Below are 25350 nucleotides of genomic sequence, written 5' to 3'. Positions count from 1 at the left end.
ATGCGCCTTTCGAGCACGATCCTGATCTCCGAGGAGCGGATCGAGGAACGCGTCGCGGCGATGGCGGATGCGATCGCCGCCGACACCCCCGACGCCGCGGAGCTCTCCGTCATCGCCCTGATGGACGGGGCCATCATGTTCTGCGCCGATCTCGTGCGGCGGCTGCCGATGCCGGTCCGGATCGCGATGACCCCGGTGCTGTCGGTGGAGCGCGGGGGGGACCCCGGAAGGGTCATGCTTCCCCTGGATTTCCCGGTGGAGGGGGCGGACCTGCTCCTGGTCGAGGACATCCTCGACACCGGCCGGACCCTCGCGGCGCTCAAGGAGCGCCTCGAGCGCCGGCGCCCCCGGCGGCTCCGGATCGCGGTCCTGCTCGACAAGCCGGCCCGCCGCCAGGCGCGAATCGTCCCGGATTACGTAGGGTTCCAGGTCCCCGACAAGTGGGTCGTCGGGTACGGACTCGACGCCGACGGGCTCTACCGAAACCTCCCGTACATCTCTTACGTGGAGTGAGTCCCGGAAGGCGGTCCGCAATGGCGTCGCCGGGGAACCGCCTTTATATTGAAGGCCGGAGGTCGAGGGCGTGAACAACCATCTCAAGACCGTCCTGGTCTGGGTCTTCCTGTTCGGGACGATGTTCGTCCTGTGGAGGATCCTCGCCACGGCCGGGTCGCCGAAACAGGAGCTCGACCAGTCCGAGTTCTACGCCCTCGTGGGCACCGCCGACATCGGCGAGGCCACCATCACCGGCGACCAGGTCGGGTACGAGATCACCGGCAAGTTCAAGCAGCCCCGGACCGCCAAGACCGGCCAGACCTTCACCCACTTCAAGACCTACGTCGTCAAGGACGAGTCCCTCCCCGCCAAGCTGCGCGACCAGGGCGCCGTCGTGAAGGCCAAGAAGCCGTCCGACAACGCGGTGCTCTCGATGCTGCTGATGTGGCTCCCGATGATCGTCGTCTTCGCCATCTGGATCTTCGTGATGCGCCAGATGCAGAGCGGCGGGAACAAGGCGCTTTCGTTCGGGAAGTCGCGCGCGAAACTGACCTCGGCGCAGGGGAAGAAGGTGACGTTCAAGGACGTCGCCGGCGTCGAGGAGGCGAAGGAGGAGCTCCAGGAGATCATCGAGTTCCTGAAGGAGCCGCAGAAGTTCCAGAAGCTCGGCGGCAAGATCCCCAAGGGCGTGTTGCTCATGGGCCCCCCGGGAACCGGCAAGACCCTCCTGGCGCGCGCGATCGCCGGCGAGGCGAACGTTCCGTTCTTCTCGATCTCGGGATCCGACTTCGTCGAGATGTTCGTTGGCGTGGGCGCCTCGCGCGTGCGCGACCTGTTCGAGCAGGGGAAGAAGAACGCCCCTTGCATCATCTTCATCGACGAGATCGACGCGGTCGGACGCCACCGCGGAGCGGGCCTGGGCGGCGGGCACGACGAGCGCGAGCAGACGCTCAACCAGCTGCTCGTCGAGATGGACGGCTTCGAGACCAACGAAGGCGTGATCCTCATCGCGGCCACCAACCGCCCCGACGTCCTCGATCCCGCGCTCCTGCGCCCCGGTCGCTTCGACCGCCAGGTCGTCGTGGGCCGTCCCGACGTCCGTGGGCGCGAGGAGATCCTCCGGGTGCACGCCCGCAAGGTCCCGCTCGCGTCGGACATCGACCTCACGGTCATCGCACGGGCGACCCCCGGGTTCAGCGGCGCCGACCTCGCCAACCTCGTCAACGAGGCGGCGCTGTTCGCGGCGCGGCGCAACCGCAAGGTGGTCTCGCAGGAGGACTTCGAGATCGCCAAGGACAAGGTGATGATGGGGACCGAGCGCCGCTCGCTCGTCATCAGCGAGGAGGAGCGCAAGATCACGGCCTTCCACGAGGCCGGACACGCCCTCGTCGCCCACTTCGTCCCGTACGCCGACCCGCTCCACAAGGTCACGATCATCCCGCGCGGCCGGGCGCTCGGCCTCACGATGCAGCTCCCCACCGACGACAAGCACACCTACTCCAAGGAGTACCTCGAGTCGAACCTCGCGGTCCTGATGGGCGGGCGCGTCAGCGAGGAGATGACTTTCGAGCGGATGACGACCGGCGCCGGGAACGACATCGAGCGCGCCACCGACCTCGCCCGCAAGATGGTCTGCGAGTGGGGGATGTCCGAGAAGATGGGCCCCCTGACCTTCGGCAAGAAGGAGGAGGCGATCTTCCTCGGGCGCGAGATCGCCCAGCACCGCGACTTCAGCGAGTCGACCGCCGTCGAGATCGACGCCGAGGTCCGCGTCATCGTGATGAAGGGGTACACGACCGCCAAGGCGATCCTCCACGAACACGCCGCCGCCCTCAAGCGCATCGCGGAGGCGCTCCTCGAGCGCGAGGTGCTCGACGCCGAGCAGGTCGGAGCGCTGATCCGCGGCGAGACCCTTCCGGCGCGGGTGGCGACGGGGACGCGGGAGCCCGCAGCCGCCGAGGACCGCCCCCGGGACGCCGCGGTCTCCCCGGCTCCGGGCCCGCAACCGGCCTGATGGATCACAATCCTCGCGTCATCGAGCTCGCGCAACTGCCGCGGGCGGTGCGTCGCATGTCCGACGTGGACGAGGCGCAGGCGCTGGCGGCGGACCGCCTCGCGTCGCGCGCCCGCCGCGCGCTCCGCCTCGCCTCCGTGGACGGCGCCGCGGGAGAGCTCCTCCGGCAGGAGGCGCAGGCGCTGGGCATCGTCGTGCTCGACGGCATCCCCAACGCCCAGGAGGTCGCGCCGCGCCTGCTCGTCGCCGACGACGAGACGCTCAAGCGACTCGGGGCGGTCCTCGAGTCGCGCGGCGAGCGGACGCTCGGATTCGCGATCCGCTCGGCGCTGACGAGTTACCACCGCTCCGGCTTCGCGATCCCCTTCGCCGACGGCGAGCGGATGGACCTCGCGGAGACGCGCGTGATGGGGATCCTCAACCTCACTCCGGACTCGTTCTCGGACGGCGGCGCCCTCCCGGACGTCGACGCCGCGGTGAAGGCGGCGGGCCGCATGGCCGAGGAGGGGGCGGACCTGATCGACGTCGGCGGCGAGAGCACGCGCCCGGGCGCCGAGCCGGTTCCGGAGGAGGACGAGATCCGCCGCGTCGTTCCGGTCATCGAGGCCATCCGACGCGAGCTCGGCGTGCGTCTTTCGATCGACACGATGAAGGCGAGGGTCGCGAAGGCCGCGATCGAGGCGGGCGCCGACATGGTCAACGACGTCTCGGCGCTCGCCGACCCGGGGATGATCCGGATGCTGCGCGACACGCGCGTCCCGGTCGTGGTGATGCACCTGCGCGGAACCCCGCGCAGCATGCAGCAGGACACGACCTACGTGGACCTCATGTCGTCCGTCGTGGGGTTCCTGCGCAAGACCGTGGACAAGGCCGTCTCGGCGGGGATCCCGGATGATAAGATCCTCGTCGATCCCGGCATCGGGTTCGGCAAGTCCGGCGCCGGGAACCTCCAGATCCTGCGCGAGCTGCCGACGCTGCGCACCGTCGGCCGCCCGATCCTGGTCGGGGCGTCGCGCAAGTCGTTCATCGGAGCGGTCCTGGACCTCCCGGTGCACGAACGGCTCGAGGGGGGGCTGGCGGTGGCGGCGATCGCGGCGTGGCAGGGGGCCCACGTGATCCGGACCCACGACGTCGCCGCGACGCGGCGGGCGTTGAAGATGGTCGACGCGATCCGGTCGACCTGACGGGACGCGGGGGATGCTGGAACGAATCGCCGACCTCTTCCACCTTCACGATCTCGGCTTTCGCGCGGCTCTCGACATCCTCCTGCTCGCGATCCTGCTCTACAACGTCCTCCTGCTCATCCGCGGCACGCGCGCGGTGCACATCCTCACCGGCGTGCTCGCGGTCGGCCTGGCGCAGGTCGCGACGCGCCCCGACTACCTCCACCTTCCGGCCCTCAACGCGGTCCTCGGGCAGGCGTTCTTCTACATCCCGTTCGCGCTCGTGGTCCTGTTCCAGAACCAGATCCGGCAGGCGCTCACACAGGTCGGCCGCAACCCTCTGGCCGCGCTCCGGCCGCGCCGGGGCCACGAGGCGGTCGCCGAGGAGATCGCCCTCGCCGCCGCCTCCCTCGCGAGCAAGCGCCTCGGGGCGTTGATCGTGATCGAGCGGGAGCTGGGTCTGCGCGCCTTCTACGAGACCGGCATCGTGCTCGACGCGCAGGCCTCCTACGACCTGCTCATGAACATCTTCCAGCGCGGCGCGCCGCTGCACGACGGCGCCGTGATCGTCTCCGAGGACCGGATCAAGGCGGCCTCCTGCTACCTGCCGCTGACGACCGATCCGACCCTGTCCCGCACCTACGGCACGCGCCACCGCGCGGCGATCGGGATCACCCAGGAATCCGACGCGCTCGCGATCGTCGTCTCCGAGGAGCGCGGCATCGTCTCCGTCGCCGAGTCGGGGAGGATCGTCGAGGGGCTCGACGCCGCCGCCCTGTTCGGGCGCCTGCGCGGCGCGATGGCTCCGAAGGGCCAGCGCGCGAAGGCGGCGGGGAGCCACGCGCATGTTTGACGCGATGGTGCGGCGCTGGCCGCTGAAGCTGCTCTCCCTCGTCCTCGCGCTCGCGGTGTGGATCGCGGTGACCGGCGAGAGCCGGGTCGTTCAGGACTTCCGCGTCCCGGTCGATTTCCAGCTCGGTGCGCCGTTCATCCTCGAGGGCGCGATCCCGACGACGATCGGCGTTCGTCTCCGGGGGCCGGAGACGACGTTGCGACGCCTCGCCCCGTTCAACCTCGCGCTGCGCGTCGACCTGCGCGGCGCCGACGTCGGCGAGCGCAGCGTCCAGCTCGCGGAGAGCCAGCTCGACGGCGTGCCGCCCGGGGTGGACGTCGAGTTCATCGATCCCGGCCGCCTGTCGCTCACGGTGACGCGGCGCTCCCGGCGGACCGTCCCGGTGGCGCCCGCCTTCGTCGGGAAGCCCGCGGCGGGTCGCGCGTTCTACTGGGCGCAGGCCAAGCCGGAAACGGTCGAGATCGAAGGTCCCGCCGCCAAGGTCGACGCCGTCGCGCACGTGCGGACCGACCCGATCCACCTCGACGGCCGCTCCCTTCCCTTCACCGTCCGCGTCGGCGCCGTCCCCGACGCCGCCGACGTGCGGGTCGTGAACGCCCGCCCGATCGAGGTCCTCGCCCACGTCGACGTCGCGCCGGTGGAGGCGTCGTTCGACGACGTCCCGGTGCTGCTCGCCGGCAAGGTCTGGGAGGCGGTCGTCTCCCCCGCGACGGTCCGGATCACCCTCGCGGGACCGGCACCGCTCCTTCAGGCGATCCGGCCGACGCAGCTTCGCGCCGTCGCCGATCTCGAGGGGCTCTCTCCCCGGACCGAGGCCCACCAGGTTCCCCTGCGCCTCGACTTCGTCGGCGTACCCCTCGAGGATCTCGCGCGCATCACCGTGCGGCAGATGGCGCCGTCCAGGGTGCGCGTGCGGCTGCAGGACAAGAGGATCCCTTCATGAAGCGACTCTTCGGCACCGACGGCATCCGCGGCGAAGCGGGCGTCGCCCCGCTCGATCCCGCGACCGTCCGGCGCTTCGGCGCCGCCCTGGCGACCGTCCTCGGAGGGGCGGCGGCGGCGCCGCGCGTCCTCCTCGGCAGGGACACCCGCGAGTCGGGACCCTGGCTTCGGGACGCGGTGGCGGCCGGTCTCGCCTCGCAGGGCGGCTCCGCGGTCGACGCGGGGGTCATCACCACGCCGGGTCTCGCCTTCGGAACCTCGAGCGGCCGCTTCGACGCGGGCGTGATGATCTCCGCAAGCCACAACCCCTTCGGCGACAACGGGCTCAAGGTCTTCGGGCGGGACGGCATGAAGCTCCCCGACGCGCAGGAGGCGGAGATCGAGCGGTGGATCCTCGACCACGATCTCTCGGACGCGGGATCGGGGGCGGGGCGCGCCGCGGAGGACGGCGCGATCGCGCGGCGGTACGTCGCGTTCCTGGAGGGGGCCGTCCCCGAGGGACGATTCCGCGGCCGCCGGCTGCTGCTCGACTGCGCCAACGGCTCCGCGAGCGCGCTCGGCGCCGAGATCTTCCGGCACCACGGCGCCGAGGTCGAGGCGATCGGCGACCGTCCCGACGGGAGGAACATCAACCTCGGCTGCGGCTCGCTCCACCTCGAGCGGCTCGCCGAGCGGGTCCGCGCGGGAGGGTTCGACCTCGGGCTCGGGTTCGACGGCGACGCCGATCGCTGTCTCGCGGTCGACCGCACCGGCCGGGTCGTCGACGGCGACCACATCCTCTACCTGACGGCGCGCAAGCTCAAACGCGACGGCCTGCTCCACGGCGACGGCGTCGTCGCGACGATCATGAGCAACTTCTGGCTCGAGAAGCGACTCGCCGACGAAGGGATCCGACTCCATCGCTCGGCCGTCGGCGACAAATACGTCCTCGAGAAGATGATCGCGGAGGACGCGGCGCTGGGCGGCGAGCAATCGGGGCACGTCATCTTCCGCGATCGCATGACGACCGGGGACGGCCTGCTGACGGGGCTCGTCCTCCTCGACGCGATCCTCGACGAGCAGACGCCGCTCGAGACGATCCTCGACGGGATCGTCCCCTTCCCGCAGAAGCTCGTGAACGTCCGCGTGGCGTCGAAGCCCGACCTTCGCTCGCACCCGGTGATCGGCCCGGCGGTCGCGCAGGCCGAGTCGGACCTCCACGGGACGGGGCGGATCGTCCTGCGTTATTCGGGGACGGAGTCGCTCGCGAGGGTCATGGTCGAGGCGGAGGATCCGGCGGCGGTGGAGCGGGTGACGGCGGAGGTGGCCGATTTGATCCGCCGGGAACTCGGAGCCTGAGGCTTTTCCCGCGGGAACCCCTATATTAGGGGCCGCATGCGAATCCTGGGGGCGGATCTTGGGCCCCTCGCCGGCGCCGCGGCGGGCGCCGAGGGGACCCTGGTCAGACTCGACGGCCAAGGGCGCGTCGATCAGGTCCGACGCCCGGACGACCCGCCGGCCCTGGTCCGGGACGTTGCGGAGCTCGCGGGGGGGGAAGCGTTCACCCTCGCGGTCGACGTGCCGATCCTCGCGCCGCGCGGATCCAAGGGGCGGCCGGTCGACAACGCCGCGAAGCGCCGGCTGGGTCGGCGTCCCCCCCGCCGGGAGGACGGCGAAGCATGGCAGGGGCCGGCGCTCCTGGGAGCGTTCGCCTCGGCTGGACATCCGTGCCTTCCGTGGCCCGATCGGGACCGGAGGCAATCGGGGCTCGCGGAGACGTGGCCCGATCTCGTCGCGAAGATCCTCGTCTGGCAGGGATCCGCGGCGGCCGCCGCCGGGATCCACCCCGATCGCGACGCCGCCTTCCGCGGGTACGCCCTTCCTCCCTACCGCGCCTCGTCCCGGGCCGAATGGCCGGAGCGGGCGTCGGCGCTCGACCTGGCGCTGCGCGGCCTGGGTTTCCAGGAGGACCTCGACCTGCGCCCCGCGTGGGACGCGCTGGCTGTCGCCGGGTCCGAGCGCGACGTGGAGCGCGCGGGGGCGCTGCTCGACGCGACCCTCGCCGCGTTCGCGGCGGCCCGTTATCTCGAGGCCCCCGAGGATTGCGTCTTCCTCGGCGACCGCGAGAGCGGCTACGCGATCCTCCCCGCCGACGGGTTCGTCCGGCGCCTGGCCCTGCGCGACGCGGCGAAAGGCGCGACGAGGGACCTGTTCCCGAAGGCCTCGCTCCGCGACCGCCTGGCGCCCTTCGCGACGGTTCGCCCGCTCGAGCTCGTCGAGATCCCGGGACGGCCGCAGCGCCTCGAGGCGGCCTTCGAGAAGCCGCCGGTCTACGAGTTCGACAACCTCGACGAGATGTTGTGGTGGAAACACTGCCGCCACCTGACCGGCCCCGAGCTCCCGATGGAAGGGCTTCAGGAGCTGGTCGTCCGCCTGGGGCACGACGGGAACTGGAGCGACGGGGGACACGCGCTGCGCCTGCTGCGCAGCCGCCACAAGGTCCTCTCGTTCCGGTTCGAGCCCCCCGCCGTGTGGCGCGGACGCGTCGCGACGCGCGACGGCAAGGCCTACGCCTTCCAGGTGGTCCGGGCGACCTACGAGGCGAAGTAGCGGCGGGAGACGGTCGCGCTACTCGTAACGCAGCGACTCGATCGGATCGAGCGCGGCGGCGCGCACCGCCGGGTAGATCCCCGACACGAGGCCGACCGCCACCGACACGCCGGTCGAGAGCACGATCGAGCCCGCGGTCACGACGGTCGGCCATCCCGCCCACATCGCGACCACCTGCGCGATGCCGACGCCGAGCGCCACGCCGGCGAGGCCGCCGAGCGCGCTGATCGAGAACGACTCCACGATGAACTGCGTGCGGATGTCCTTGCGCTTGGCGCCGACCGCGCGGCGCACGCCGATCTCGCGGGTCCGCTCGAGGACCGTGGCGAGCATGATGTTCATGATCCCTATCCCGCCGACGAGAAGGGAGATCCCGGCGATGCACCCCATCACGATGTTGAACAGGCGCTGGGTCCTCCGGCTCTGCTCGAGCAGGGCCTCCGGAACGACGAGCTCCCAGTCGTCCACCCCTCCGTGCAGCCGTTCCAGCAGCCCGCGGATCGCGGTCGCGGCATCCCGCGGCGAGGCGCCGGCGTCGAGCCGCACCACGATCTCGTCGAGCGGCGACTTCAGCGGCGGACGGTCGAACTTCCGCTGGGCCGTCGTCACCGGGAGGTAGATCTCCTCCGCGGTCGAACCGACCTGCACCCCCTCGAACGAGGATCCGCCCCCCGATGCCCGCAGCACCCCGACGACCTCGAGCCACACGTCGTTGACCTTGACGAGTCTCCCCAGCGCCGCGTCGTAGCCGAACAGCTCGCGCCGCACCTTCGGTCCGATCACGCAGACCTGCGCGTGCTCGGCCTCGTCGCGGACGTCGAAGAACCGCCCTTCGGCGAGCTCGAGGCCCGAGAGCTCGGGGTGGCGCGAGGAGACGCCCCAGACCTTCGCCTCGGTCTTCGCGTCGGGGGCGAGCACCTTGTACGGCTCGATCAGCAGCTTGGGGAGGGCGTTCTCCACCCCCGGCACGCCGTCCTCGATCCCCTGCGCGTCGCGCCAGGAGACGCCGAGCGACTTCTTCCGGATCTCGCGGAGCTCCTCCTCCTTCTTGTCCTTGGCGCGGACGAGCACGTTGCGCAGTCCCATGCGCTCGATCATCTCCATCGACTGCCGCTCCGCCCCCGCCCCGATGGAGAGCATCGCGATCACGGCGCCCACGCCGAAGATCATCCCGAGCATGGTGAGCGCGGAGCGGAGCTTGTGCGCGGCGAGGTTCTCGAGCGCCGCCTGGAGCGACTCCTGCGGCGTCACGACGCCGACCTCGGCGAGGAGGGTCCCGACGCGGGCTTCTCGCCGTCGGAGCGCTCCTCCGCCTCGGGGTCGCGCAGCGCGATCCGCTCGCCCGCGGCGAGCCCCTTCTCGATGACGACGTTCCCGACGGCGGCCGGGCCGAGCGCGACCTCGACGGGCTCGAAGCCGCGGCCGTTCCGGCGGTAGACGACCTTCTTCCCCTCGCGCTCGAAGACGCTGCCGCGCGGGACCACGACCGCCTTGTCCCGGCGCTCGAGGGCCAGAGCCGCGCGAACGCGCTGGCCGGGCTTCATGCGATCGGGATCCTGCCGATCGAAGGCGACCTCGACCTCGAAGTACTGCACCGGCACCCAGCCCATCCGGCGCTTGGCCAGGGTCGCCACCTTGGTGATCTTCGCGGGGACGGGCGCCTCGGGGTACGCCTCGAGAACGACCTCCGCCGGAAGCCCGACCGCGAGGCCGCCGGCGTCCGCCTCGAGCACGAACACCTTGGCGATCATCGTGTCCAGCCGCGGGATCTCCGCGACCTCCTCCCCGGGCCAGATCGTGTCCCCCACGCGGGTCGTGTTCCCCTGCCAGTCGCGCTGGTAGACGACGATCCCCGCGTGCGGCGCCTTCACCTCGAGGGCCCGCAGCCCCTTCTCCGCCTGGCCGATCCGAAGGTCGGCCTTGCGCCGGTCGATGTCCACGAGCGCGAGGTCGGCCGTCGCGATCCGGCTTCGCACCGCGCGCGAGCCCTCGGCGTGCGCCAGCCGGCGCGACGCGAGGTCGCGGTCGATCTCCGCCTGGATGATCTCGCGGCGGGAGAAGATGTCCGGATCCTTCGCCTGGAACTTCGCCGATGCGGAAAGCTCCTCCCGCGCCAGGGCCGCGTCGCGGTCGAGGTTGCGCAGCACGCCGTCGCTCTCGACCTCCATCCCCGTGCGCTTGCTGTCCGCGACCGCGCGTTCGGCGCGGCCGTCGGCGAGCAGCTTCTCCATGTCCACCGGATCGAACCGGAGCACGACGTCTCCCTCGGCGACGCGCGAGCCCTCGGGGACCATCCAGGCGACCTTCATCGCCCCTTCCGTGTCCATCGGGCCGGTGATCGGCGTCGCGTCCTTCGCCTCGACCTGCCCCTCGGCCGTGACGCGGCGCTCGAAGGTCGTCTCCTGGACCTCGACGGTGGGGACGTCGGGGCCGCGCGAGCAGGCGGAGAGGAGGATTCCGAGCGTGACGAGCGGAAACGCGCGGATCACGCCCCCTCCCTGTCCGCCGCGGCGAGGTCGCGGCGCGCCACGCGGTCCCCCGCGGCGAGCCCTTTCACCACCACGGCGTGGGTGGCGTTCCGCCGGCCGAGGTCCACCCGGACGGCCTCGTACCCCCCGAGCGACCGGCGGTAGACCACGGGCCCCGCGTCGGCGCGGAACACCGCCTCGAGCGGAACGAGGACCTCGCCCGCGACCCGCTCGGCCTCGACGGTCCCCCGGAACCGCATCCCGGGCCGCATGCGTCGCGTGTCGGTGCCGTCGAGCTCGATCTCGAGCTTCACGACCTTGAGCGGATCGCGCCACGACTTCCGCTGCACCGTGTCGCCGATCGAGACGATCCGGCCCCCGAAGGTCACGTCGGGGTGCGCGTCGAGCCTCAGCGCGAGCTTCTGCCCGGGGCGGATCCGTCCGGCGTCCGCCTCGTCGATGTTCCCGCTCGCGGCGAGGGAGGCGAGGTCGGGGATCTCGAGGACGCGCTCGGTCTTGTAGACCGAATCGCCGACCTTCTTCTTCTCGTCGCGCCAGTTCGAGACGTAGACGACGGTCCCTTCGCGCGGCGCCTTCACGGTCATCGATGCGATCGCCTCGCGGATCTCGCGCACGCGCCGCTCCGCGGCGCCGCGCTGCCCCTCGAGCGCCGAGAGGGCGACCTCCTCCGCGTGCCGCGCCGCCTGCGTCCGGGCCTTGACGTAGGCGATCTCGCGCTCGCTCTCCTCGAGCTCGAGCTTCGCGGTGAACAACGCGCGGTCGGCCTGCAGCCCCGGCGGCACCTCGACCTGCAGGCGCGCCTTCCGGGCCTTCGCCTCCGCCTCGGCGAGCTGGAGCGCGTCGCGCGCGCGGGCGAGCTCCGCGTCGGCGCGGCGCTTGTCGATCTTCCCCTTCGCCTCGTCGGCCTCGGCGATCTTCTGCTGGAGCTTGCGGTCGAGCTCGGTGGCGTCGAACGCCATGACGGGCTGGCCCGCCTTCGCCTGCGAGCCCTCGGGGGCGAGCATCGAGATCTTGAACTCCCAGAGATCCTCGATCGGCGGAGGCCCGAGCGCGGCGGTCTCCTTGGCGCGGAGCTCCCCGCTCACTTCGACCTCGACGACGAGGTCGCCGCGTTTCACCTCGGTCCAGTCCCCGTCGGCGCCCCCGCGGGCCGGCCAGGCCGCCCAGGCGATCGCCGCGACGGCGACCGCCCCCCCGAGAAACCACGTCCGGCGCTTCACGGCGTCGCCTCGAGCACGCGCCCCTCCTCCAGCCCCTCCTCGACGATGCACACGCTCGCGTTGCACGGGCCGAGCTTCACGGGCCTGCGCTCCCCGCCGCGCAGGCGGGCGACGACCGGGTCCGCCGCCAGGTCGAGGCCCGCGCGCGGCGCCAGGAGGGCCCCTTCCCGCCTCGCCGCCTCGACCTCGACGCGGACGGACATCCCGGGCCGCATCCTCTCGGGATCGGTCCTGTCGAGCGTGACGACGGTCGGGAACATCCGGCGCGGCGAGAATCGCTCGGCCTCGCGGGCGACGGCCTGGACCTCGACGATCTTCCCGGGGAACTCCAGCTCCGGGTAGGTGTCGAGGACGCAGCGCACGCGCATGCCGGGGGCGATCCGCCCATCGTCGACGTCGCTCAGCTGCGCCTGGACGCGCATCGCGGCGAGGTCGGGGATGCGGACGACGGTGACGCCCATCCAGACGGTGTCGCCGACCTGCAGCTTCCGCCCCTCCCACATGTGGTCGGCATGAACGAGGATCCCGTCGGTGGGCGCCACGAGGGTCATCTCGGACAGCGCCGTCTCGGCGACGGCGATCTCGCGCGCGGCCTTCTGGAGGTTGATCCGGCGCTGCTCGATGTCCTCCTCCCCGGCCTGGGCCGAGGCTTTCTCGTCCTCGAGGGCCTTGGCGTATTCGACCTTCGCGCGCTCGAGGGCGAGCTGACGCTCCTGCCACTGCCGCGCGGCGAGGAGCTCGGCCGGAACCTCCGCCTCGGATTTCGCCTTTTCGAGCGCGAGCCGCCGCTGCTCGACCGCGAACGCCTTGTCGGCGTTGCGGGCGGCAACCTCGGCGATGCGCTGCTCGAGGTCGCTTTCCGCCTGGCGGCGCTGGACCTTCTTCTCCTCCAGGTCGCGACCGAACGACGCCCCGTCGAACTCGACGACCTTCTGCCCCGCCTTCACGCGCGCGCCGTCCGCCTCGAGCCAGCGGATCGACGTCCCGCCGGGGATCCTCGGAACCCCCAGGTCGGCGGAGCGCTCGGCCTCCAAGGCGCCGGTCAGCAGGACCGTCTCGACGAAGGGGCCGCGATGGACCTCGAGATCGCCGACCGGATCGGAGGTCCGATCGGCGCGGGACCCCGAACACGCCGGCGCGAGGAGGGCAAGGGCGCTCGCGAGGATCGGAGAACGGAAGGTTGCTCGTGCCATCGGCTTCGGCCGATTCTCGCGGAGCCGGGGGGCGGCGTCAAACCCCGTTCCGCCGGCGCCGCCCACCCGCACCTTTCAACCGTTCGCCCGCTCCGCGGGAACATCTCGAAAGGCCCGCGCGTACTACCCAGGCGGAGGGCGGCGCCCGCCGTTCCGGGAGGCACCCATGAAGAAGGTCATCCGAGGAGTCCTCATCCTCGCCGTCGTCGCGGCGGCCGCGCTGGGAGCTTACGCCTGGCTTTCGGGGCGCGACGCGGGTCCCGGGATCAAGACCGTGGAGGTCGTGACCGGCTCCATCACCGAGAAGGCGGTGGCGGTCGGCAAGATCGAGCCCCGGCTCAAGTTCCAGGTGAAGTCCAAGATCTCCGGCATCGTCCGCAAGGCCGCCGTGGACGTCGGCGACACCGTCCAAGCGGGACAGATCCTCTTCGAGATCGTCCCCGACCCCACCCCCCAGGAAGTCGTCGAGGCGCAGCGGACCCTCGAGCTCGCGCAGGCCGCCTTCGAGCGGGCCGAGGCGGATTTCCGCCGCGCCAACGAGCTGGGAGCGTCGGGGATCGTCCCCCGCGGCGACCTCGATGCGAGGCGCGAGTCCTTCGAGCGGACCCGGATCTCGGTGGCGCAGGCGCAGGACAACCTCGACCTCGTCAAGAAGGGGCGGATCACCAGCGGTTCGAACCAGATGGAGTCGGTCGTCCGCGCGCCCGCGGGCGGGACCGTGTTGTCGCGGGCGGTGAACCCCGGCGATCCGGTCGTGCCGCTGACCTCGTACCAGGCGGGGACCGAGCTCGCGACGATCGCGCCGATGGGCGACCTCATCTTCAAGGGGACCGTGGACGAGATCGACGTCGGCAAGCTCCAGGTCGGCCTCCCCGCCCGTCTCAAGATCGGCGCCCTCCCCGACGCCGCCGTCACCGGGATCGTGACGCGGATCGCCCCGCAGGCGATCGAGCGCGACAACTCCAAGCTCTTCGAGGTCGAGATCGAGCTCGACCCGGGCCAGCACGCCGTGCTGCGCGCCGGGTACTCCGCCAACGCCGACGTCGTGATCCGGGAGAAGAAGGACATCGTCCTCGTCGCCGAGCGCCTCGTGACCTTCGAGGACGCGGGCAAGAAGGCGTTCGTCGAGCTCCCGGGGGCGGGCCCCAAGGACGAGCCGCGCAAGGTCGAGATCAAGACCGGCCTCTCCGACGGCCTCAACGTCGAGGTGGTCGAGGGGCTGAAGGCGGGCGATCGCGTCATCGAGCGGCCCCCGCGAGAGATCAAGGGGTAGCGCCGTGGGCATCGGGGTCGGCCTGAAGCAGCTCGCGCGGGACCTGCGCAGCCAGAAGCTGCGCACGTTCCTGACGACCTTCGGGATCGTCTGGGGCACCGTGGCGGTGAGCCTGCTCCTGGCCTTCGGGCAGGGGCTGCACAAGCAGCTGATCAAGGCGCAGAACGGGCTGGGCGACGCGATCTGCATCGCCTGGCCCTCGCGCACCTCGATCCCGTTCGAGGGCCTCGGCCGCGGCCGGCGCATCCGTCTCGCCGAGGAGGACATGCAGCTCGTCGCCGCCCGGGCCGATCTCGTCGGCGGAATCAGCGGCGAATACATGAACACCCTGAAGATGACCTTCGGGTCCAAGACGGTTCCCGCCGACGTCTCCGGCGTCGTCCCCGTCTACGGCGAGATGCGCAACGTCATCCCCCGCTCCGGGGGCCGCTGGATCAACGACCTCGACGAGCAGCAGCAACGCCGCGTCGTCTTCCTCGGGGACAAGCTCGCGACCAACATCTTCGGGGAGACCGACCCGGTCGGAAAAACCGTGCTCGTCCAGGGATCGCCGTTCACCGTCGTCGGCGTGATGATCGAGAAGGAGCAGGACTCGTCGTACAGCGGGCGCGACCAGGACAAGGCCTGGATCCCCGGAAGCACCTTCCGCGCCCTGACCGGCGCCGAGTACGTGGACAACTTCATCTTCCGCGCGAAGGACGTCGCGAAGACCGAGGCCGCGAAGACCCAGGTCCTCGAGATCGTCGCGGGCAAGCACCGCTTCGACCCCAAGGACAAGGAGGCGATCGGAATCTGGGACACGACCGAGGGGACGAAGTTCCTCGACACCTTCATGCTCGCGTTCCAGGCGTTCCTCGGGATCGTCGGCTCGCTGACCCTCGTCGTCGGCGGGATCGGCGTGTCGAACATCATGAACGTCGTCGTCGAGGAGCGGACGCGCGAGATCGGCATCAAGATGGCGCTGGGCGCGCGCTCGCGCTGGATCCTCTCCCAGTTCATCGTCGAGACCCTCCTGCTCACCGCGGTCGGCGGCGCGATCGGGCTCGGCCTCTCCTGGTCGATCTGCGCGATCTTCCCGTCGCTGGGCCTGTCCGAGTACGTGGGGACCCCGACGATCTCCCCCTTCGTCGCCGGCGTCACCGCGGGACTGCTCGGGCTGATCGGCGTGTTGGCGGGGTGGTTCCCGGCGCGGGACGCCGCGAGCCTCGACCCCGTCGTCGCGATGAAGCTGTAGGGGCGCGCATGAGCTCCTCCTCGGTCGTCCTCCAGCTGTTCTGGACCTCGTCGCGCATCCAGCGCAAGCGCGCCTACCTCACGATCGCCGCGATCGCGTGGGGCACCGTGGCCCTCCTGCTGCTGCTCGCCTTCGGCGAGGGACTGCGGAAACAGATGTCGACCAACATGGCGGGGATGGGGTCGGGAATCGGGGTCTTCTGGCCCGGCGAGACGACGAAGGGGTGGCAGGGGCTTCCTCCGGGGCGGCCCATCCGGCCGCGGATCGACGACGTCGCGATGCTGCGCGAGCGCATGCCCGAGCTCGACGGGATCGTAGGCGAAATGCGCAGCTGGCAGACGAGCCTGACGTGGGGGCGCACGACGATCAACGCGCGCGTCACCGGGACCACGCGCGAGTATGGCGACCTGCGCAATCACATCGCCCGCCAGGGGGGACGCTTCATCAACGACCTCGACGACGAGCATCGCCGCCGCGTGATCTTCCTCGGAAACGAGCTCGCCGAGCAGCTCTTCGCCAAGGAGGAGCCGGTCGGGAACGTGGTCCTGGTCAACAACGTCCCCTACACGGTGATCGGCGTGATGCAGAAGAAGATGCAGATGGGGACGTACGGCGGCCCCGATGCGTCGAACGCCGTGATCCCCATCCAGACCTTCCGCGCGCAGTTCGGGCGCGATCGCCTCGCGAACGTCGTGATCCGCCCGCGGGACCCCGACCAGATGAAGGCGGCGATCACGCGCGTGCGGGAGCTGCTCAGCCCCCGGTACGGGTTCGACCCGGCCGACGAGCCGGCGTTGGGGTGCTGGGATACCGTCGAGAGCGGCAGGATCACGCGCAACGTCCTTCTCGGCATCCAGATCTTCCTCGGGATCATCGGCGGGCTCACGCTCACGATCGGCGGCGTCGGGGTTGCGAACATCATGTACGCGACCGTGAAGGAGCGTACGCGCGAGATCGGCGTGAAGATGGCGCTGGGCGCCCGGCCGGCATGGATCACCGCTCCGCTCCTGCTCGAGGGGCTCGCCTACACGCTGACCGGGGGGCTGCTCGGTCTCGTCGGCGCCACGTTCCTCGTCGCGATCCTCGGGATGATCCCGACGGACGGCAACGAGGCCCTGCAATTCCTCGGCAAGCCCACGCTCTCCCTCTCGGTGGGCCTCGCCTCGGCCGGGATCCTCGGCGCGGTGGGACTGCTCGCGGCGTATTTCCCGGCGCGACGCGCCGCGTCGGTCGACCCGGCCCAGACCCTTCGTTACGAGTGAGGTGCCCCATGGACCAGACGACGACCTCGACCGCCACCGCCGCGACGGCCACGAATGCCGGCGACGTGATCCGCATGCGCGGCATCACGAAGGTCTACGACACCGGGGCGATCCGGGTGGAGGCGCTGCGCGGGGTCGATCTCGACGTGGGCGCCGGGGAGTTCGTGGCGATCGTCGGCCCCTCGGGGTCCGGGAAATCCACCCTCATGAACCTGATCGGCTGCCTGGACACCCCGTCGGGCGGCAGCTACAACCTGCGCGGCCGCGAGGTGGGCGGTCTGACCAAGGACGAGCTCGCCGCCGTCCGCAACCAGCACGTCGGCTTCGTCTTCCAGGCGTTCAACCTGCTGCCGCAGATCACCGCCTACGAGAACGTCGAGCTGCCGCTGCTGTTCGGTGGGGTTCCGAAGGGCGAGCGGCGCACGCGCGTGAAGGAGCTGCTCGAGCGGGTCGGCCTCGGTCAGCGCATGGAGCACCGCCCCACCGAACTGTCCGGAGGTCAGATGCAGCGCGTGGCGATCGCACGCGCCCTCGCGATGAACCCCTCGATCCTCCTCGCCGACGAGCCCACGGGGAACCTCGACACCTCGTCGGGAGGGGACATCATGGGGATCTTCGAGGACCTGTGGAAGCAGGGGCGAACGGTGATCGTCATCACGCACGACCCCGCGCTCGCCCGACGCGCCAGCCGTGTCCTCGAGATCCGCGACGGCCGGGCGGTATAAAGGGGTCAGGCCCCTTTTAGTTCTAAAGTCCGAACAACATCGCGACGCCGCAGGACGCGACGACCGCTCCGGCGAGGGCGTGCGACCAGCGCTCGAGTCCGCGAACCGGCAGCCGCTGCATGCCGGCCAGCGCGACGCCCACGAGCACGAGCATCGTCGCGATCGTGACCACGGAGAACAACGCCGCCATCGTCCACGCGGCCGCCAGTCGCCCCTCCCCCAGGGGCACCATGAACAGCGGGATCAACGGCTCGCAGGGGCCGAGGACGAAGACCAGGAAGAGCGACCAGAAGGTCGTCTGCTGCTGCTTCCATCCGTGGTCGTGCCGGTGCGCGTGGAGGTGGATCGCGTGGCGGTGCACGTGCACGTGATCCCCGTGGGCGTGCACCTCGATCGCGTGCCGGCGCCGCAACCCGCGGCGCACCCCCCAGACGGTGTAGGCCAAGCCGAAGGCCAGCAGCGCCCACGCCGCGAGGTCCCCCCGGATCTCCTCGATGCCGGCCAGGTGCGCGATCTCGTACCCGAGGGCGAGGCCTCCCACCCCCAGGAGCAGCGACGATGCGACGTGCCCGATCCCGCAGGCCGCGGTGACGGCGAACGTCCGGGCGCGGCTCCAGCCACGCGCGCGGGCCAGCATGATGAACGGAAGCCAGTGGTCGGGGCCCGCCGCGGTGTGCACGACGGCGACTCCCGCGACACCGAGGAGGCCGATCGAAGTCGCGTCCATGCGGTCGGAAGGTAACACGCTCGGATGCGGCCGGATTTGACCGGGGTTAGACTCCCCACCGTCTCCTGAACGAGGTGCCCGTGCGACGGATCCTCCCCCTTGCCGTCCTCCTCGTGTTCCTGTCCCCGCACGTCCGGGCGGGCAAGGCCGTGGAGGTCCGCGCGGAATCGTTCCGCCGCCTGAGCGAAGGCGCCGCGCTCGTGAACCGCGGCGAATACGGGAAGGCGGTCGAGATCCTCCGCGGGGTGACGAACACGGCCCTCAACTCCTACCGCGCGTGGTACTTCCTCGGCCTGGCGCTCCTCGGCGACCGGCGCCCCACCGCGGCGGTCGACGCCCTGCGCGTCGCCTTAGAGCTCGACCCCAGCCAGCTCCAGGCGCACGTGGCGTTCGGCGATGCCTACCTCCAGATCGGCGATCTCGGCGAAGCCGAGGCCGCCTACCACCGTGCCCTCAAGCTCCGCCCCGACTTCCCCGCCGCCTACGAAGGGCTCGGCCGGCTCGCCGAGGCCCGCGCGGACGAGGCCGCCGCCGTCGATTTCTACGAAAAGGCGATCGCCTCCAACCGCGGGTATCCCGAGGCCTACGTGAGCCTGGGCGACCTCTACCTGCGCCGGGGCCGTCTCGAGGAAGCGGTCAAGCTGCTTGCCGAAGGGGTGACCGTCCGCCCCGACTACGTCCCCGGCCTGAACCGGCTCGCGTTGGCCTACGCCCGGCTCGGCTTGCAGAACGAAGCGGTCGCCACCGTGAGGCGAGCCATCGAGCTGCAGCCCTGGAATCCCGACCCCCGCGCGGTCCTCGGCAGGATCCTCCTCGACCTCGGCCTTGCGGGGGACGCCGCGAAGGCGTTCGGCGAGGCACTCGCGCGCGACCCCGCCCATCCCCCCGCACGGGAGGGGAACGCGGAGCTGCGCCGCCGCGAGGGGGACTACGCCGGAGCGCTCGCCGAGCTCGACGCGATCCTCGCCGACGAACGGACCGACACCAGCACGAGAGTCCGCGTGGAAGAGACGCGGGCCGCGACCGTCGCCGAGCGCGACCGGGTCGCCGCGATCACCGCGAGGCTCGAGGCGGGAACCGCCACCGCCGTCGACTTCCGCGAAGCGGCGACCCTCGAGGCGTCGCGCGGGCGTTTCGCCGAGGCGGCCGAACTCGAGTCCCGCGCGGGCACGCAAGGCCCCGACACGGAGCGCCTCGCCTGGTACCGCCTCCGCGCCGGACGTTACCAGGAGGCTCACGAGCTCTACGCGGTGCTCGCGCGGTCGTCCCAGGACCCCGTGGCCGAGGTCAACGACGGCGTCGCACTCGCGTTGCTCGGCAACGACGCCGCGGCGATCGAGGCCTTCCGCCGGGCGATCGTGCTGCCGGGGGCGCCGGACCGGGCGTGGGCCTACCTCGGCAACGCCCTCTACCGCTCCGGCCGACGCGAGGAAGCGGTCGACGCCTACGTCCGCTACATCGAATCGGGGGCTTCGGGGGAAACGGCCGAGCGCGTGCGCCGCGTGCTCGCCCGGATCGCCCCCTCGCGCGCCCCGCAGGCCCCGCCGCCGCCGCCCTTCGTCGTGCGCCCCCAGCCCGCCGAGGAGGGCCGCCCATGAGGCGCGCGATCGCGCTGCTCGCGGTCGCCGCCCTCGTCGGCTCGCTCCCCGCGCTCGCCCAGCCGAAACCCACGCGTCGCGGTTTCTCGATCGCGATCACCGAGCCCCGGAACGACGAATTCGTCCTCGGGAAGGCCAAGATCGCCGCCGAGGTGAAGATCGAGTCCCCCGACGACCTCGACCGCGTCGAGTTCGCGGTCGGCGACAAGGTCGTCTTCGTGGACCGCGCCGCGCCGTTCGAGTTCGTCTTCGACTTCGGCCCCGAGACCCGCTCGTACGTGATCCGCGCGACGGCGTGGCACAGGGAAGGGCTCTCCGTCTCCGACACGATCGTCACCCGGAAGGTCGTCGGGCTCCAGATCGAGGAGGTGAACCGCGTCCTGCTCTGGGCGACGGCCGAGACGAAGGGGAAGCAGCCGATCGCGGGGCTGAAGCGGGAGCAGTTCCGGGTGCTCGAGGACGGCGAGGAGCAGACGATCCTCGACTTCTACCCGGAGGACCGCCCGATCACGCTGGCCCTGCTGCTCGACAGCTCCGGCTCCATCCGGGACGCGCTCGACGACGTCCACGAGGGGGCGCTCGGCTTCATCGACCAGCTCAAGGACGACGACCGGGCCCTCGTCATCGATTTCGACGACAAGGTCTTCCTGATCCAGGATCTCACCTCCGACAAGGCCGCGCTGAAGGACGCGGCCTCGAGCACCGAGGCGATCGGCGACACCGCGATCTACGACGCGCTGCACGCCGCGTTCCGGAAGCTGCGCGGCATCGACGGGCGCAAGGCGATCGTGCTGCTCACCGACGGCGACGACACGAGCAGCCAGTTCCCCTTCCACCGCGTCCTCGAGGAAGCCAAGACCCAGGACGTCCTCATCTACGCGATCGGCCTGGGCCCGTCGGTCCGCAAGGGGGCGCTCAAGGAGTTCTGCGACGCGACGGGCGGCCGCGCCTTCTTCGCGGACAAGGCCAAAGAGCTCGCCGCCGCCTACAAGGCGATCGCCGACGAGCTCCGCGCGCAGTACTACATCAGCTATCAGTCCTCGCTGAAGGAGTACGACGGCCGCTGGGTCAAGATCGAGGTCCGTTCGACCGTCCCCGACGTCGAGGTGCGCGCGAAACGCGGGTATTTCGCGGTCCGGACGGGGGAGACGGTGAAGCAGGCGCAGGACGCGAAGAAGTCGAAGAAGTGAGGAACCCGTCGTTCCGCCGGCCGAGCTAGCTGCGCGTCGCGCCGCGAAACCCCGTCTGCAGCGAACGCCGCAGCCGCTCCGAGAGCCGGTTCAGCTTCACGTCCGAACGGAAGCCCACCGCCTGCGCGGCGGCGATGAGCACCGACGAGGCGCTCTTCGCCGGGACGCCGATCCGCTCCGCCACCTCGTGCACGACCGCGCTCTCGCTCTCCACGAGCGCGCCGTCGGCGAGGGCGACCTCGGCGAGCCGCGTGAGCACGAACATCTTGTCCCCTTCGTCCCCGTCCTTCTTCACCTTCGCCGCCGCCGCCGGGAGCAACTCGAGGATCTTCTTCCGGTCGGTGACGATCTCCGCCTCGGGCTCGTCGGTGAACCAGCGGTGGAGGATCTGGACGAGGATCTTGACCTCCTCGTCCGAGACGTCGCCGTCGGCGCTGAGCAGGAGCGCCCCGCCGAGCGCGACGACCTGCATCACCGCCTTGTGCAGGTCCTCGTACGGATACCGCCGCGTCAGGAGCACGAGCTCGTCGACCGCGTCCTCGAGGGCGTCGTCGGAGAGCCTGCGCCCCGGGCGCCCGGAGGCGAACCCGTTGCGCGCCGCCTTCTCCGAGCGCGAGAACAGCTCGAGCGCCTTGAGACGGATCGGGAGGAGCGGGTGGCTGGCGAACGTCGCCTCCATGAGCTCCGGATGCCCCTTCACCTCGTCGACCTGGGCCAGCAGCGCCGTGATGTCGAGGTTCAGGTTGCGCTCGGAGAGGCCGAAGGTCGCCTTGAGGAGCGCCCTCGCCGACGCCTCGAAGTCCCCGCAGGCGAGAAGGCCGGCGCGATCGGCGCTGATCTCCGCCTTCTTGCGCCAGCGCAGGAACAGGCTCTCGCCCAGCGCCGGGAGCACCGTCGCCGACGGGTTGTTGCGGTCGGTGGAGATCAGCCCCTGGAGCCGGTTGTTCCCGAAGAGGAAATGCCCCATCTCGTGGCCGAGGATCGACGCGAGCTCGGGATCGGTCAGTCGCTCGAGCGCCGCCGAGGTGACGCCGACGAGGTAGTTCGTCCCGCCCTTGCGCACGTCGATCGCGGCGAAGGCGTTGACGTCGCCGCTGGGAACGCAGAAGACCTCCGCCTTCGCCTCGATCTCGAGCCGGGCGCTCACGCTCTCGATCAGCGCGAAGATCCTCGGCGACAGCGGCTGCGTCAGCCGGATCCCGTTCGTGAGGAGCTGCTCGCGCAGGCCGAGGTCGTGTTGCCGGACGTTCTCCTCGAACGCGTCGAGATAATCCTCGACGCGATACGTCTCGAACATCTCCTTCACGTCGGCGGCGTCGCCCCGGTAGCGGACGTCGTCCCACTCGATCGCCATCATCGCTCCTCGCGGGGAGCGCCGATCAACGCCGCGGCGGGATCGGCTCCTCCACCGGCATCAGGTCTTCCGGGGCCGCCTCGAAGCTCGCGGGCTGCGGGACGAGCGACGCCTCCACGCGGCGGTCGCGCGACACCATCAACGCCGCGCGGATGGGAAGGAACCCCGCTCCGGCGACCGTCGCGCGCCAGCGCCCCGCCGCGACGCCGTCGATGGAGAACGTCCCGTCGGGTGCCGTGACCGTCGTCTTGGGGTCCCCCGCCCCGTCCTCGCGCGTGAGCCGAATGCGGACTTCCCCCGCCGACCCGCCCTGGCGCGTGACGATCCGCCCCTCGAGCCGGAACGGACCTCCCGACGCGTCGGGACCGGCGACGGGCGCGGGGACGGCGTCGTCCCCGGGCTCCATCGTGACCTCGAGGACGGTCCGGAAGGGCCCCTTGAGCTCGAGCCCCTCCCGGACCACCGTCCTGAGGCCGTCCCTACGGAAGCTCAGGCGGTAGACGCCGTTCGCGATCCCGTCGAAGCGGTACGAGCCCCGGGTGTCGATGGTCGTCATCCGGACGAGCCCGGCGGGATCGACCGGGTCGAGCACGACGACCGCCCCCACCGCGGGCGCGTTGCGGGCGAGAAACGCGGTGCCGTGAAGCTGCGCCCCCGCCGGAGCGGGGGCCGGAGCGGTCTGGGCGAGCACCAGTGCGAAGGCCAGGACGGGGACGAACGTCACGTGCGCTCCTTGCGGTCGGGAAACAGCCTACCGCCGGACCGGCTCGGCGTAAACGCGCCCGGGGGCGGTCAGGGTCACGCGGCGAATCGCAACGCAAGTGCCCCGCAACCGTGGGCCGAGGCCATTTCGACACCGTCTCATCCCGAGAATTCCCGCGATCGCGGGCTTTCCCCGATCGGCACACCCCTTGCCATTTCATCGTGGGGACCGGGAGGACCCACACGAGGGGGCGAAAGTGAGGTGGTGCATGAAGACCGCCCGATCGATCGCCTTGATGCTCGCCGCGATCCTCGTCACGTTCGCGGCCCCGACGCCGACGAAGGCGGACGTGGACGTCTCGTTCGGCTTCTTCTACTCGAACCTCGAGCCGCACGGCCGATGGCTCGTCTCGGCGCAATACGGCCGGGTCTGGCAGCCCGAGGTCTACACGCGCGGCTGGAACCCGTACTACGACGGCCACTGGGAGTGCAGTGACGTCGGCTGGGTGTGGGTCTCCGACTACTCGTGGGGCGCCGTCCCCTATCACTACGGCACCTGGGTCCTCGACCCCGGCCACGGCTGGGTGTGGATCCCGGGCTACACCTGGGCGCCCTCGTGGGTCGTGTTCCGCACCGGACCCGACTACATCGGCTGGGCTCCCGTCCCGCCGACGTTCTCGATCGGCGCGTCGTTCAACGTCGGAGACGACCCGAACCTGTTCGTCTTCGTCGGCGCGGGCGACTTCCTGACGCCTCGCGTGCGCACGCGCGTGGTCCCGATCGAGACCACCCGCACCGTCATCCGCAACACCACGATCGTCAACAACATCACGATCGACAACGACGTCGTCGTGAACCGCGGTCCGGACGTGCGAGCCGTCGAACGCGCGACCGGAAGGAAGGTCGACGTCCGCTCGATCGAGCAGGTGAGCCGGGTCGCCCCGGCCGCACGGTTCAGCCGCGCCGACCTCCGGGTCCGCGAGAAAGGCGAACGCGCCCTTCGCGCGGCGCAACCCGTGCCGAAGGACGAGCCGATTCCGGACGTCAAGCGGGGCGGCAAGCAGGACCGTCGCCGGGACGAAAAGGCGCAGGCGCCGTCGCCGTCCCGACAATCCGCCACGCGAGACGAGGCCCGCATCGAGAGCTCCCGCGGGCGCAGGACGACCGAGCTGGACGCCCAGCGCAACAACCGGATGGAACAACGCGGCGGCGCCGACCGTGAGGCGATGGCGCGGCAGCAGCAGCAGGCGCAGGAGCGCATGAAGGCCGAGCAGCGGGCCGAGACGCAGAAGCAGGAGCGCGCGAAGGCGCAGGAACGGGCTCAGCAACAGACCCAGCGCAAGGCCGAAGTCCAGAAGCAGGAGCGTGCGCAGGCCCGGCAGGAGGCCGAGACGAAAGCCAAGGCCCGCGAAGAAAAGAAGAAGAAAAGGAAGGGTGACAGCGAGCCGCAGGACGAGAAGCAAGGCGAGAAGAAGGATGGGAAGGGACGCTAGGTAGCGTCCACCCCCTAGGCCCCGTCCGGGACGCAACGCCCGGGCGGGGCCGTCTACGTCAGGGACACGGATTCGGCGACGCCGAAATGCCGATGTCCCGATCGCCCACCTGGGTCGGCACGGCGGTGTTGTACGTCCCCGGTCCCGCCGGCCCCACTCCCCGAACCAACAACCAGAACCCCGCCCCCGGCTCGGGGGTCTGCAGGAACTCGAGCCCCGGCGGCGGCGCGTCGTTCGCGACGCACCCCTTCGTCGCAAGCGCGTAGTCCCCGCCCGAACGTGTCAGCAGGCGCAGGTCGCCGGCGACGAGGTCGTAGACGATCGCGCACGGGATCTCGCTCCAATGCACGCGCTTGGCCTCCACCATCAGGCGCGGCGTTCCCGGCGGCAGGGTGGTCGGATCGCAGTCGCTGATCTGAGCGAAGGCGGACGTCGATACCAGCACACAGAACGCGATTCGTTTCATGGGGCCTCCTCCTCATGAGGACGGACCCAGCAACGCGTGTGCCCGAAGATCGGGCGCTTTGAGCCCGAAACTCGTTGCATCACGCGACGCTTCGGTGCGAAACGCGCCGAGTCGATGCGTCGTCGAGAGACTTCGCGCGGGCGAAGCTCGAACGGAAGCAGCATGCGCACTTCGCCGGACCTGCCCGGCAAGTTCTACACACTCGCCCGCGAAACGTCGGAATGCCGTTCGTCACGATGCGGGGCTCGGCCGGAACGGGGCTTGCTCCATGGGGGAGGGTCTCTTCGACTTTCCGAAAGGAGGCCCCGATGAGATCGATCTGGACACGCCTCGTTCCTCGCACGCTCGCGTTCGCCACCATCGCGATC

At 70.9% G+C, this 25350-nt stretch carries 22 protein-coding genes; 14 read left to right on the top strand and 8 right to left on the bottom strand.

What is annotated here, in order from left to right; all coding sequences use genetic code 11:
• From hpt to VF139_17585, 7 genes are all read left to right on the top strand, one after another.
• Positions 1-513, top strand: a complete 513-nt coding sequence (gene hpt / locus VF139_17615) for a hypoxanthine phosphoribosyltransferase (GenBank protein ID HEX6853218.1) — start codon at positions 1-3, stop codon at positions 511-513.
• 70 nt (positions 514-583) lie between these two features.
• The gene (gene ftsH / locus VF139_17610; protein ID HEX6853217.1) at positions 584-2509 is read left to right on the top strand and encodes an ATP-dependent zinc metalloprotease FtsH; all 1926 of its coding nucleotides are present in this window, start codon (positions 584-586) and stop codon (positions 2507-2509) included.
• Positions 2509-3693, top strand: a complete 1185-nt coding sequence (folP, locus tag VF139_17605) for a dihydropteroate synthase (protein ID HEX6853216.1) — start codon at positions 2509-2511, stop codon at positions 3691-3693. Before ftsH ends, folP begins: the two co-directional genes overlap by 1 nt.
• A 13-nt stretch (positions 3694-3706) precedes the next feature.
• Positions 3707-4525 carry a diadenylate cyclase CdaA gene (gene cdaA, locus VF139_17600; protein ID HEX6853215.1) on the top strand — a complete coding sequence of 273 codons (819 nt, stop codon included), beginning with the start codon at positions 3707-3709 and terminating at the stop codon, positions 4523-4525.
• Positions 4518-5468, top strand: a complete 951-nt coding sequence (locus VF139_17595) for a CdaR family protein (protein ID HEX6853214.1) — start codon at positions 4518-4520, stop codon at positions 5466-5468. Before cdaA ends, VF139_17595 begins: the two co-directional genes overlap by 8 nt.
• On the top strand, positions 5465-6805 hold the full coding sequence (gene glmM, locus VF139_17590) for a phosphoglucosamine mutase (protein ID HEX6853213.1): 1341 nt from the start codon (positions 5465-5467) through the stop codon (positions 6803-6805). Before VF139_17595 ends, glmM begins: the two co-directional genes overlap by 4 nt.
• Positions 6806-6841: 36 nt before the next feature.
• Entirely contained in the window at positions 6842-8056 is a 1215-nt protein-coding gene (locus tag VF139_17585) for a hypothetical protein (protein ID HEX6853212.1), read from the top strand.
• Positions 8057-8074: 18 nt separating this feature from the next.
• Here the strand turns inward: VF139_17585 and VF139_17580 are convergent, their stop codons facing one another.
• From VF139_17580 to VF139_17565, 4 genes are read right to left on the bottom strand one after another with little or no spacing between them, the layout of a single operon-like run.
• A complete protein-coding gene (locus tag VF139_17580) occupies positions 8075-9307 on the bottom strand; it encodes an ABC transporter permease (GenBank protein ID HEX6853211.1) in 1233 nt (410 codons plus the stop codon).
• Positions 9304-10545, bottom strand: a complete 1242-nt coding sequence (locus tag VF139_17575; GenBank protein ID HEX6853210.1) for an HlyD family efflux transporter periplasmic adaptor subunit — start codon at positions 10543-10545, stop codon at positions 9304-9306. The genes VF139_17580 and VF139_17575 overlap by 4 nt, the downstream gene beginning before the upstream one ends.
• Complete coding sequence (locus tag VF139_17570) at positions 10542-11765, bottom strand: HlyD family efflux transporter periplasmic adaptor subunit (protein ID HEX6853209.1); 1224 nt, start codon at positions 11763-11765, stop codon at positions 10542-10544. Before VF139_17570 ends, VF139_17575 begins: the two co-directional genes overlap by 4 nt.
• Positions 11762-12958, bottom strand: a complete 1197-nt coding sequence (locus VF139_17565) for an HlyD family efflux transporter periplasmic adaptor subunit (protein ID HEX6853208.1) — start codon at positions 12956-12958, stop codon at positions 11762-11764. Before VF139_17565 ends, VF139_17570 begins: the two co-directional genes overlap by 4 nt.
• A gap of 166 nt (positions 12959-13124) precedes the next feature.
• On the opposite strand from VF139_17565, the gene VF139_17560 reads away from it, so the two are divergent.
• The 4 genes from VF139_17560 to VF139_17545 are packed head-to-tail and all read left to right on the top strand — an operon-like array spanning position 13125 to position 17452.
• Positions 13125-14231, top strand: a complete 1107-nt coding sequence (locus VF139_17560; GenBank protein ID HEX6853207.1) for an efflux RND transporter periplasmic adaptor subunit — start codon at positions 13125-13127, stop codon at positions 14229-14231.
• A 4-nt stretch (positions 14232-14235) separates the two neighbouring features.
• Entirely contained in the window at positions 14236-15465 is a 1230-nt protein-coding gene (locus tag VF139_17555) for an ABC transporter permease (protein HEX6853206.1), read from the top strand.
• 8 nt (positions 15466-15473) lie between these two features.
• Positions 15474-16727, top strand: a complete 1254-nt coding sequence (locus VF139_17550; GenBank protein ID HEX6853205.1) for an ABC transporter permease — start codon at positions 15474-15476, stop codon at positions 16725-16727.
• 8 nt (positions 16728-16735) lie between these two features.
• Positions 16736-17452, top strand: a complete 717-nt coding sequence (locus VF139_17545) for an ABC transporter ATP-binding protein (protein HEX6853204.1) — start codon at positions 16736-16738, stop codon at positions 17450-17452.
• 22 nt (positions 17453-17474) lie between these two features.
• Here VF139_17545 and VF139_17540 read toward each other — a convergent pair whose 3' ends face one another.
• Positions 17475-18179 carry a hypothetical protein gene (locus VF139_17540; protein ID HEX6853203.1) on the bottom strand — a complete coding sequence of 235 codons (705 nt, stop codon included), beginning with the start codon at positions 18177-18179 and terminating at the stop codon, positions 17475-17477.
• A gap of 80 nt (positions 18180-18259) precedes the next feature.
• Here VF139_17540 and VF139_17535 point away from each other — a divergent pair, with 80 nt between their 5' ends.
• Both VF139_17535 and VF139_17530 read left to right on the top strand, forming a co-directional pair.
• Entirely contained in the window at positions 18260-19777 is a 1518-nt protein-coding gene (locus VF139_17535) for a tetratricopeptide repeat protein (protein ID HEX6853202.1), read from the top strand.
• Positions 19774-20967, top strand: a complete 1194-nt coding sequence (locus VF139_17530; protein HEX6853201.1) for a VWA domain-containing protein — start codon at positions 19774-19776, stop codon at positions 20965-20967. Before VF139_17535 ends, VF139_17530 begins: the two co-directional genes overlap by 4 nt.
• 25 nt (positions 20968-20992) lie before the next feature.
• Here the strand turns inward: VF139_17530 and VF139_17525 are convergent, their stop codons facing one another.
• Together VF139_17525 and VF139_17520 are read right to left on the bottom strand one after the other, a co-directional pair.
• Entirely contained in the window at positions 20993-22321 is a 1329-nt protein-coding gene (locus VF139_17525; GenBank protein ID HEX6853200.1) for a M48 family metallopeptidase, read from the bottom strand.
• A gap of 25 nt (positions 22322-22346) precedes the next feature.
• Positions 22347-23045, bottom strand: a complete 699-nt coding sequence (locus VF139_17520; GenBank protein HEX6853199.1) for a carboxypeptidase-like regulatory domain-containing protein — start codon at positions 23043-23045, stop codon at positions 22347-22349.
• Between the two features lie 247 nt (positions 23046-23292).
• Between VF139_17520 and VF139_17515 the strand changes: the two genes are divergently transcribed.
• On the top strand, positions 23293-24516 hold the full coding sequence (locus VF139_17515; protein HEX6853198.1) for a DUF6600 domain-containing protein: 1224 nt from the start codon (positions 23293-23295) through the stop codon (positions 24514-24516).
• Positions 24517-24574: 58 nt separating this feature from the next.
• Here VF139_17515 and VF139_17510 read toward each other — a convergent pair whose 3' ends face one another.
• Positions 24575-24982 carry a hypothetical protein gene (locus tag VF139_17510; GenBank protein HEX6853197.1) on the bottom strand — a complete coding sequence of 136 codons (408 nt, stop codon included), beginning with the start codon at positions 24980-24982 and terminating at the stop codon, positions 24575-24577.
• Positions 24983-25350: the final 368 nt, after the last annotated feature.

This window comes from Candidatus Polarisedimenticolaceae bacterium (genome assembly GCA_036376135.1).
Taxonomy (GTDB): Bacteria; Acidobacteriota; Polarisedimenticolia; order Polarisedimenticolales; family DASRJG01; genus DASVAW01.
This window is presented reverse-complemented; position numbering and strand designations above follow the sequence as displayed.

Excerpts from the sequence above, each read along its gene's own strand:
- hpt (HEX6853218.1), top strand. The coding sequence starts at position 1 with ATGCGCCTTTCGAGCACGATCCTGATCTCCGAGGAGCGGATCGAGGAA.
- folP (HEX6853216.1), top strand. The coding sequence starts at position 2,509 with ATGGATCACAATCCTCGCGTCATCGAGCTCGCGCAACTGCCGCGGGCG.
- cdaA (HEX6853215.1), top strand. The coding sequence starts at position 3,707 with ATGCTGGAACGAATCGCCGACCTCTTCCACCTTCACGATCTCGGCTTT.
- VF139_17595 (HEX6853214.1), top strand. The coding sequence starts at position 4,518 with ATGTTTGACGCGATGGTGCGGCGCTGGCCGCTGAAGCTGCTCTCCCTC.
- glmM (HEX6853213.1), top strand. The coding sequence starts at position 5,465 with ATGAAGCGACTCTTCGGCACCGACGGCATCCGCGGCGAAGCGGGCGTC.
- VF139_17585 (HEX6853212.1), top strand. The coding sequence starts at position 6,842 with ATGCGAATCCTGGGGGCGGATCTTGGGCCCCTCGCCGGCGCCGCGGCG.
- VF139_17565 (HEX6853208.1), bottom strand. The coding sequence starts at position 12,958 with ATGGCACGAGCAACCTTCCGTTCTCCGATCCTCGCGAGCGCCCTTGCC.
- VF139_17560 (HEX6853207.1), top strand. The coding sequence starts at position 13,125 with ATGAAGAAGGTCATCCGAGGAGTCCTCATCCTCGCCGTCGTCGCGGCG.
- VF139_17550 (HEX6853205.1), top strand. The coding sequence starts at position 15,474 with ATGAGCTCCTCCTCGGTCGTCCTCCAGCTGTTCTGGACCTCGTCGCGC.
- VF139_17545 (HEX6853204.1), top strand. The coding sequence starts at position 16,736 with ATGGACCAGACGACGACCTCGACCGCCACCGCCGCGACGGCCACGAAT.
- VF139_17540 (HEX6853203.1), bottom strand. The coding sequence starts at position 18,179 with ATGGACGCGACTTCGATCGGCCTCCTCGGTGTCGCGGGAGTCGCCGTC.
- VF139_17530 (HEX6853201.1), top strand. The coding sequence starts at position 19,774 with ATGAGGCGCGCGATCGCGCTGCTCGCGGTCGCCGCCCTCGTCGGCTCG.
- VF139_17525 (HEX6853200.1), bottom strand. The coding sequence starts at position 22,321 with ATGGCGATCGAGTGGGACGACGTCCGCTACCGGGGCGACGCCGCCGAC.
- VF139_17515 (HEX6853198.1), top strand. The coding sequence starts at position 23,293 with ATGAAGACCGCCCGATCGATCGCCTTGATGCTCGCCGCGATCCTCGTC.
- VF139_17510 (HEX6853197.1), bottom strand. The coding sequence starts at position 24,982 with ATGAAACGAATCGCGTTCTGTGTGCTGGTATCGACGTCCGCCTTCGCT.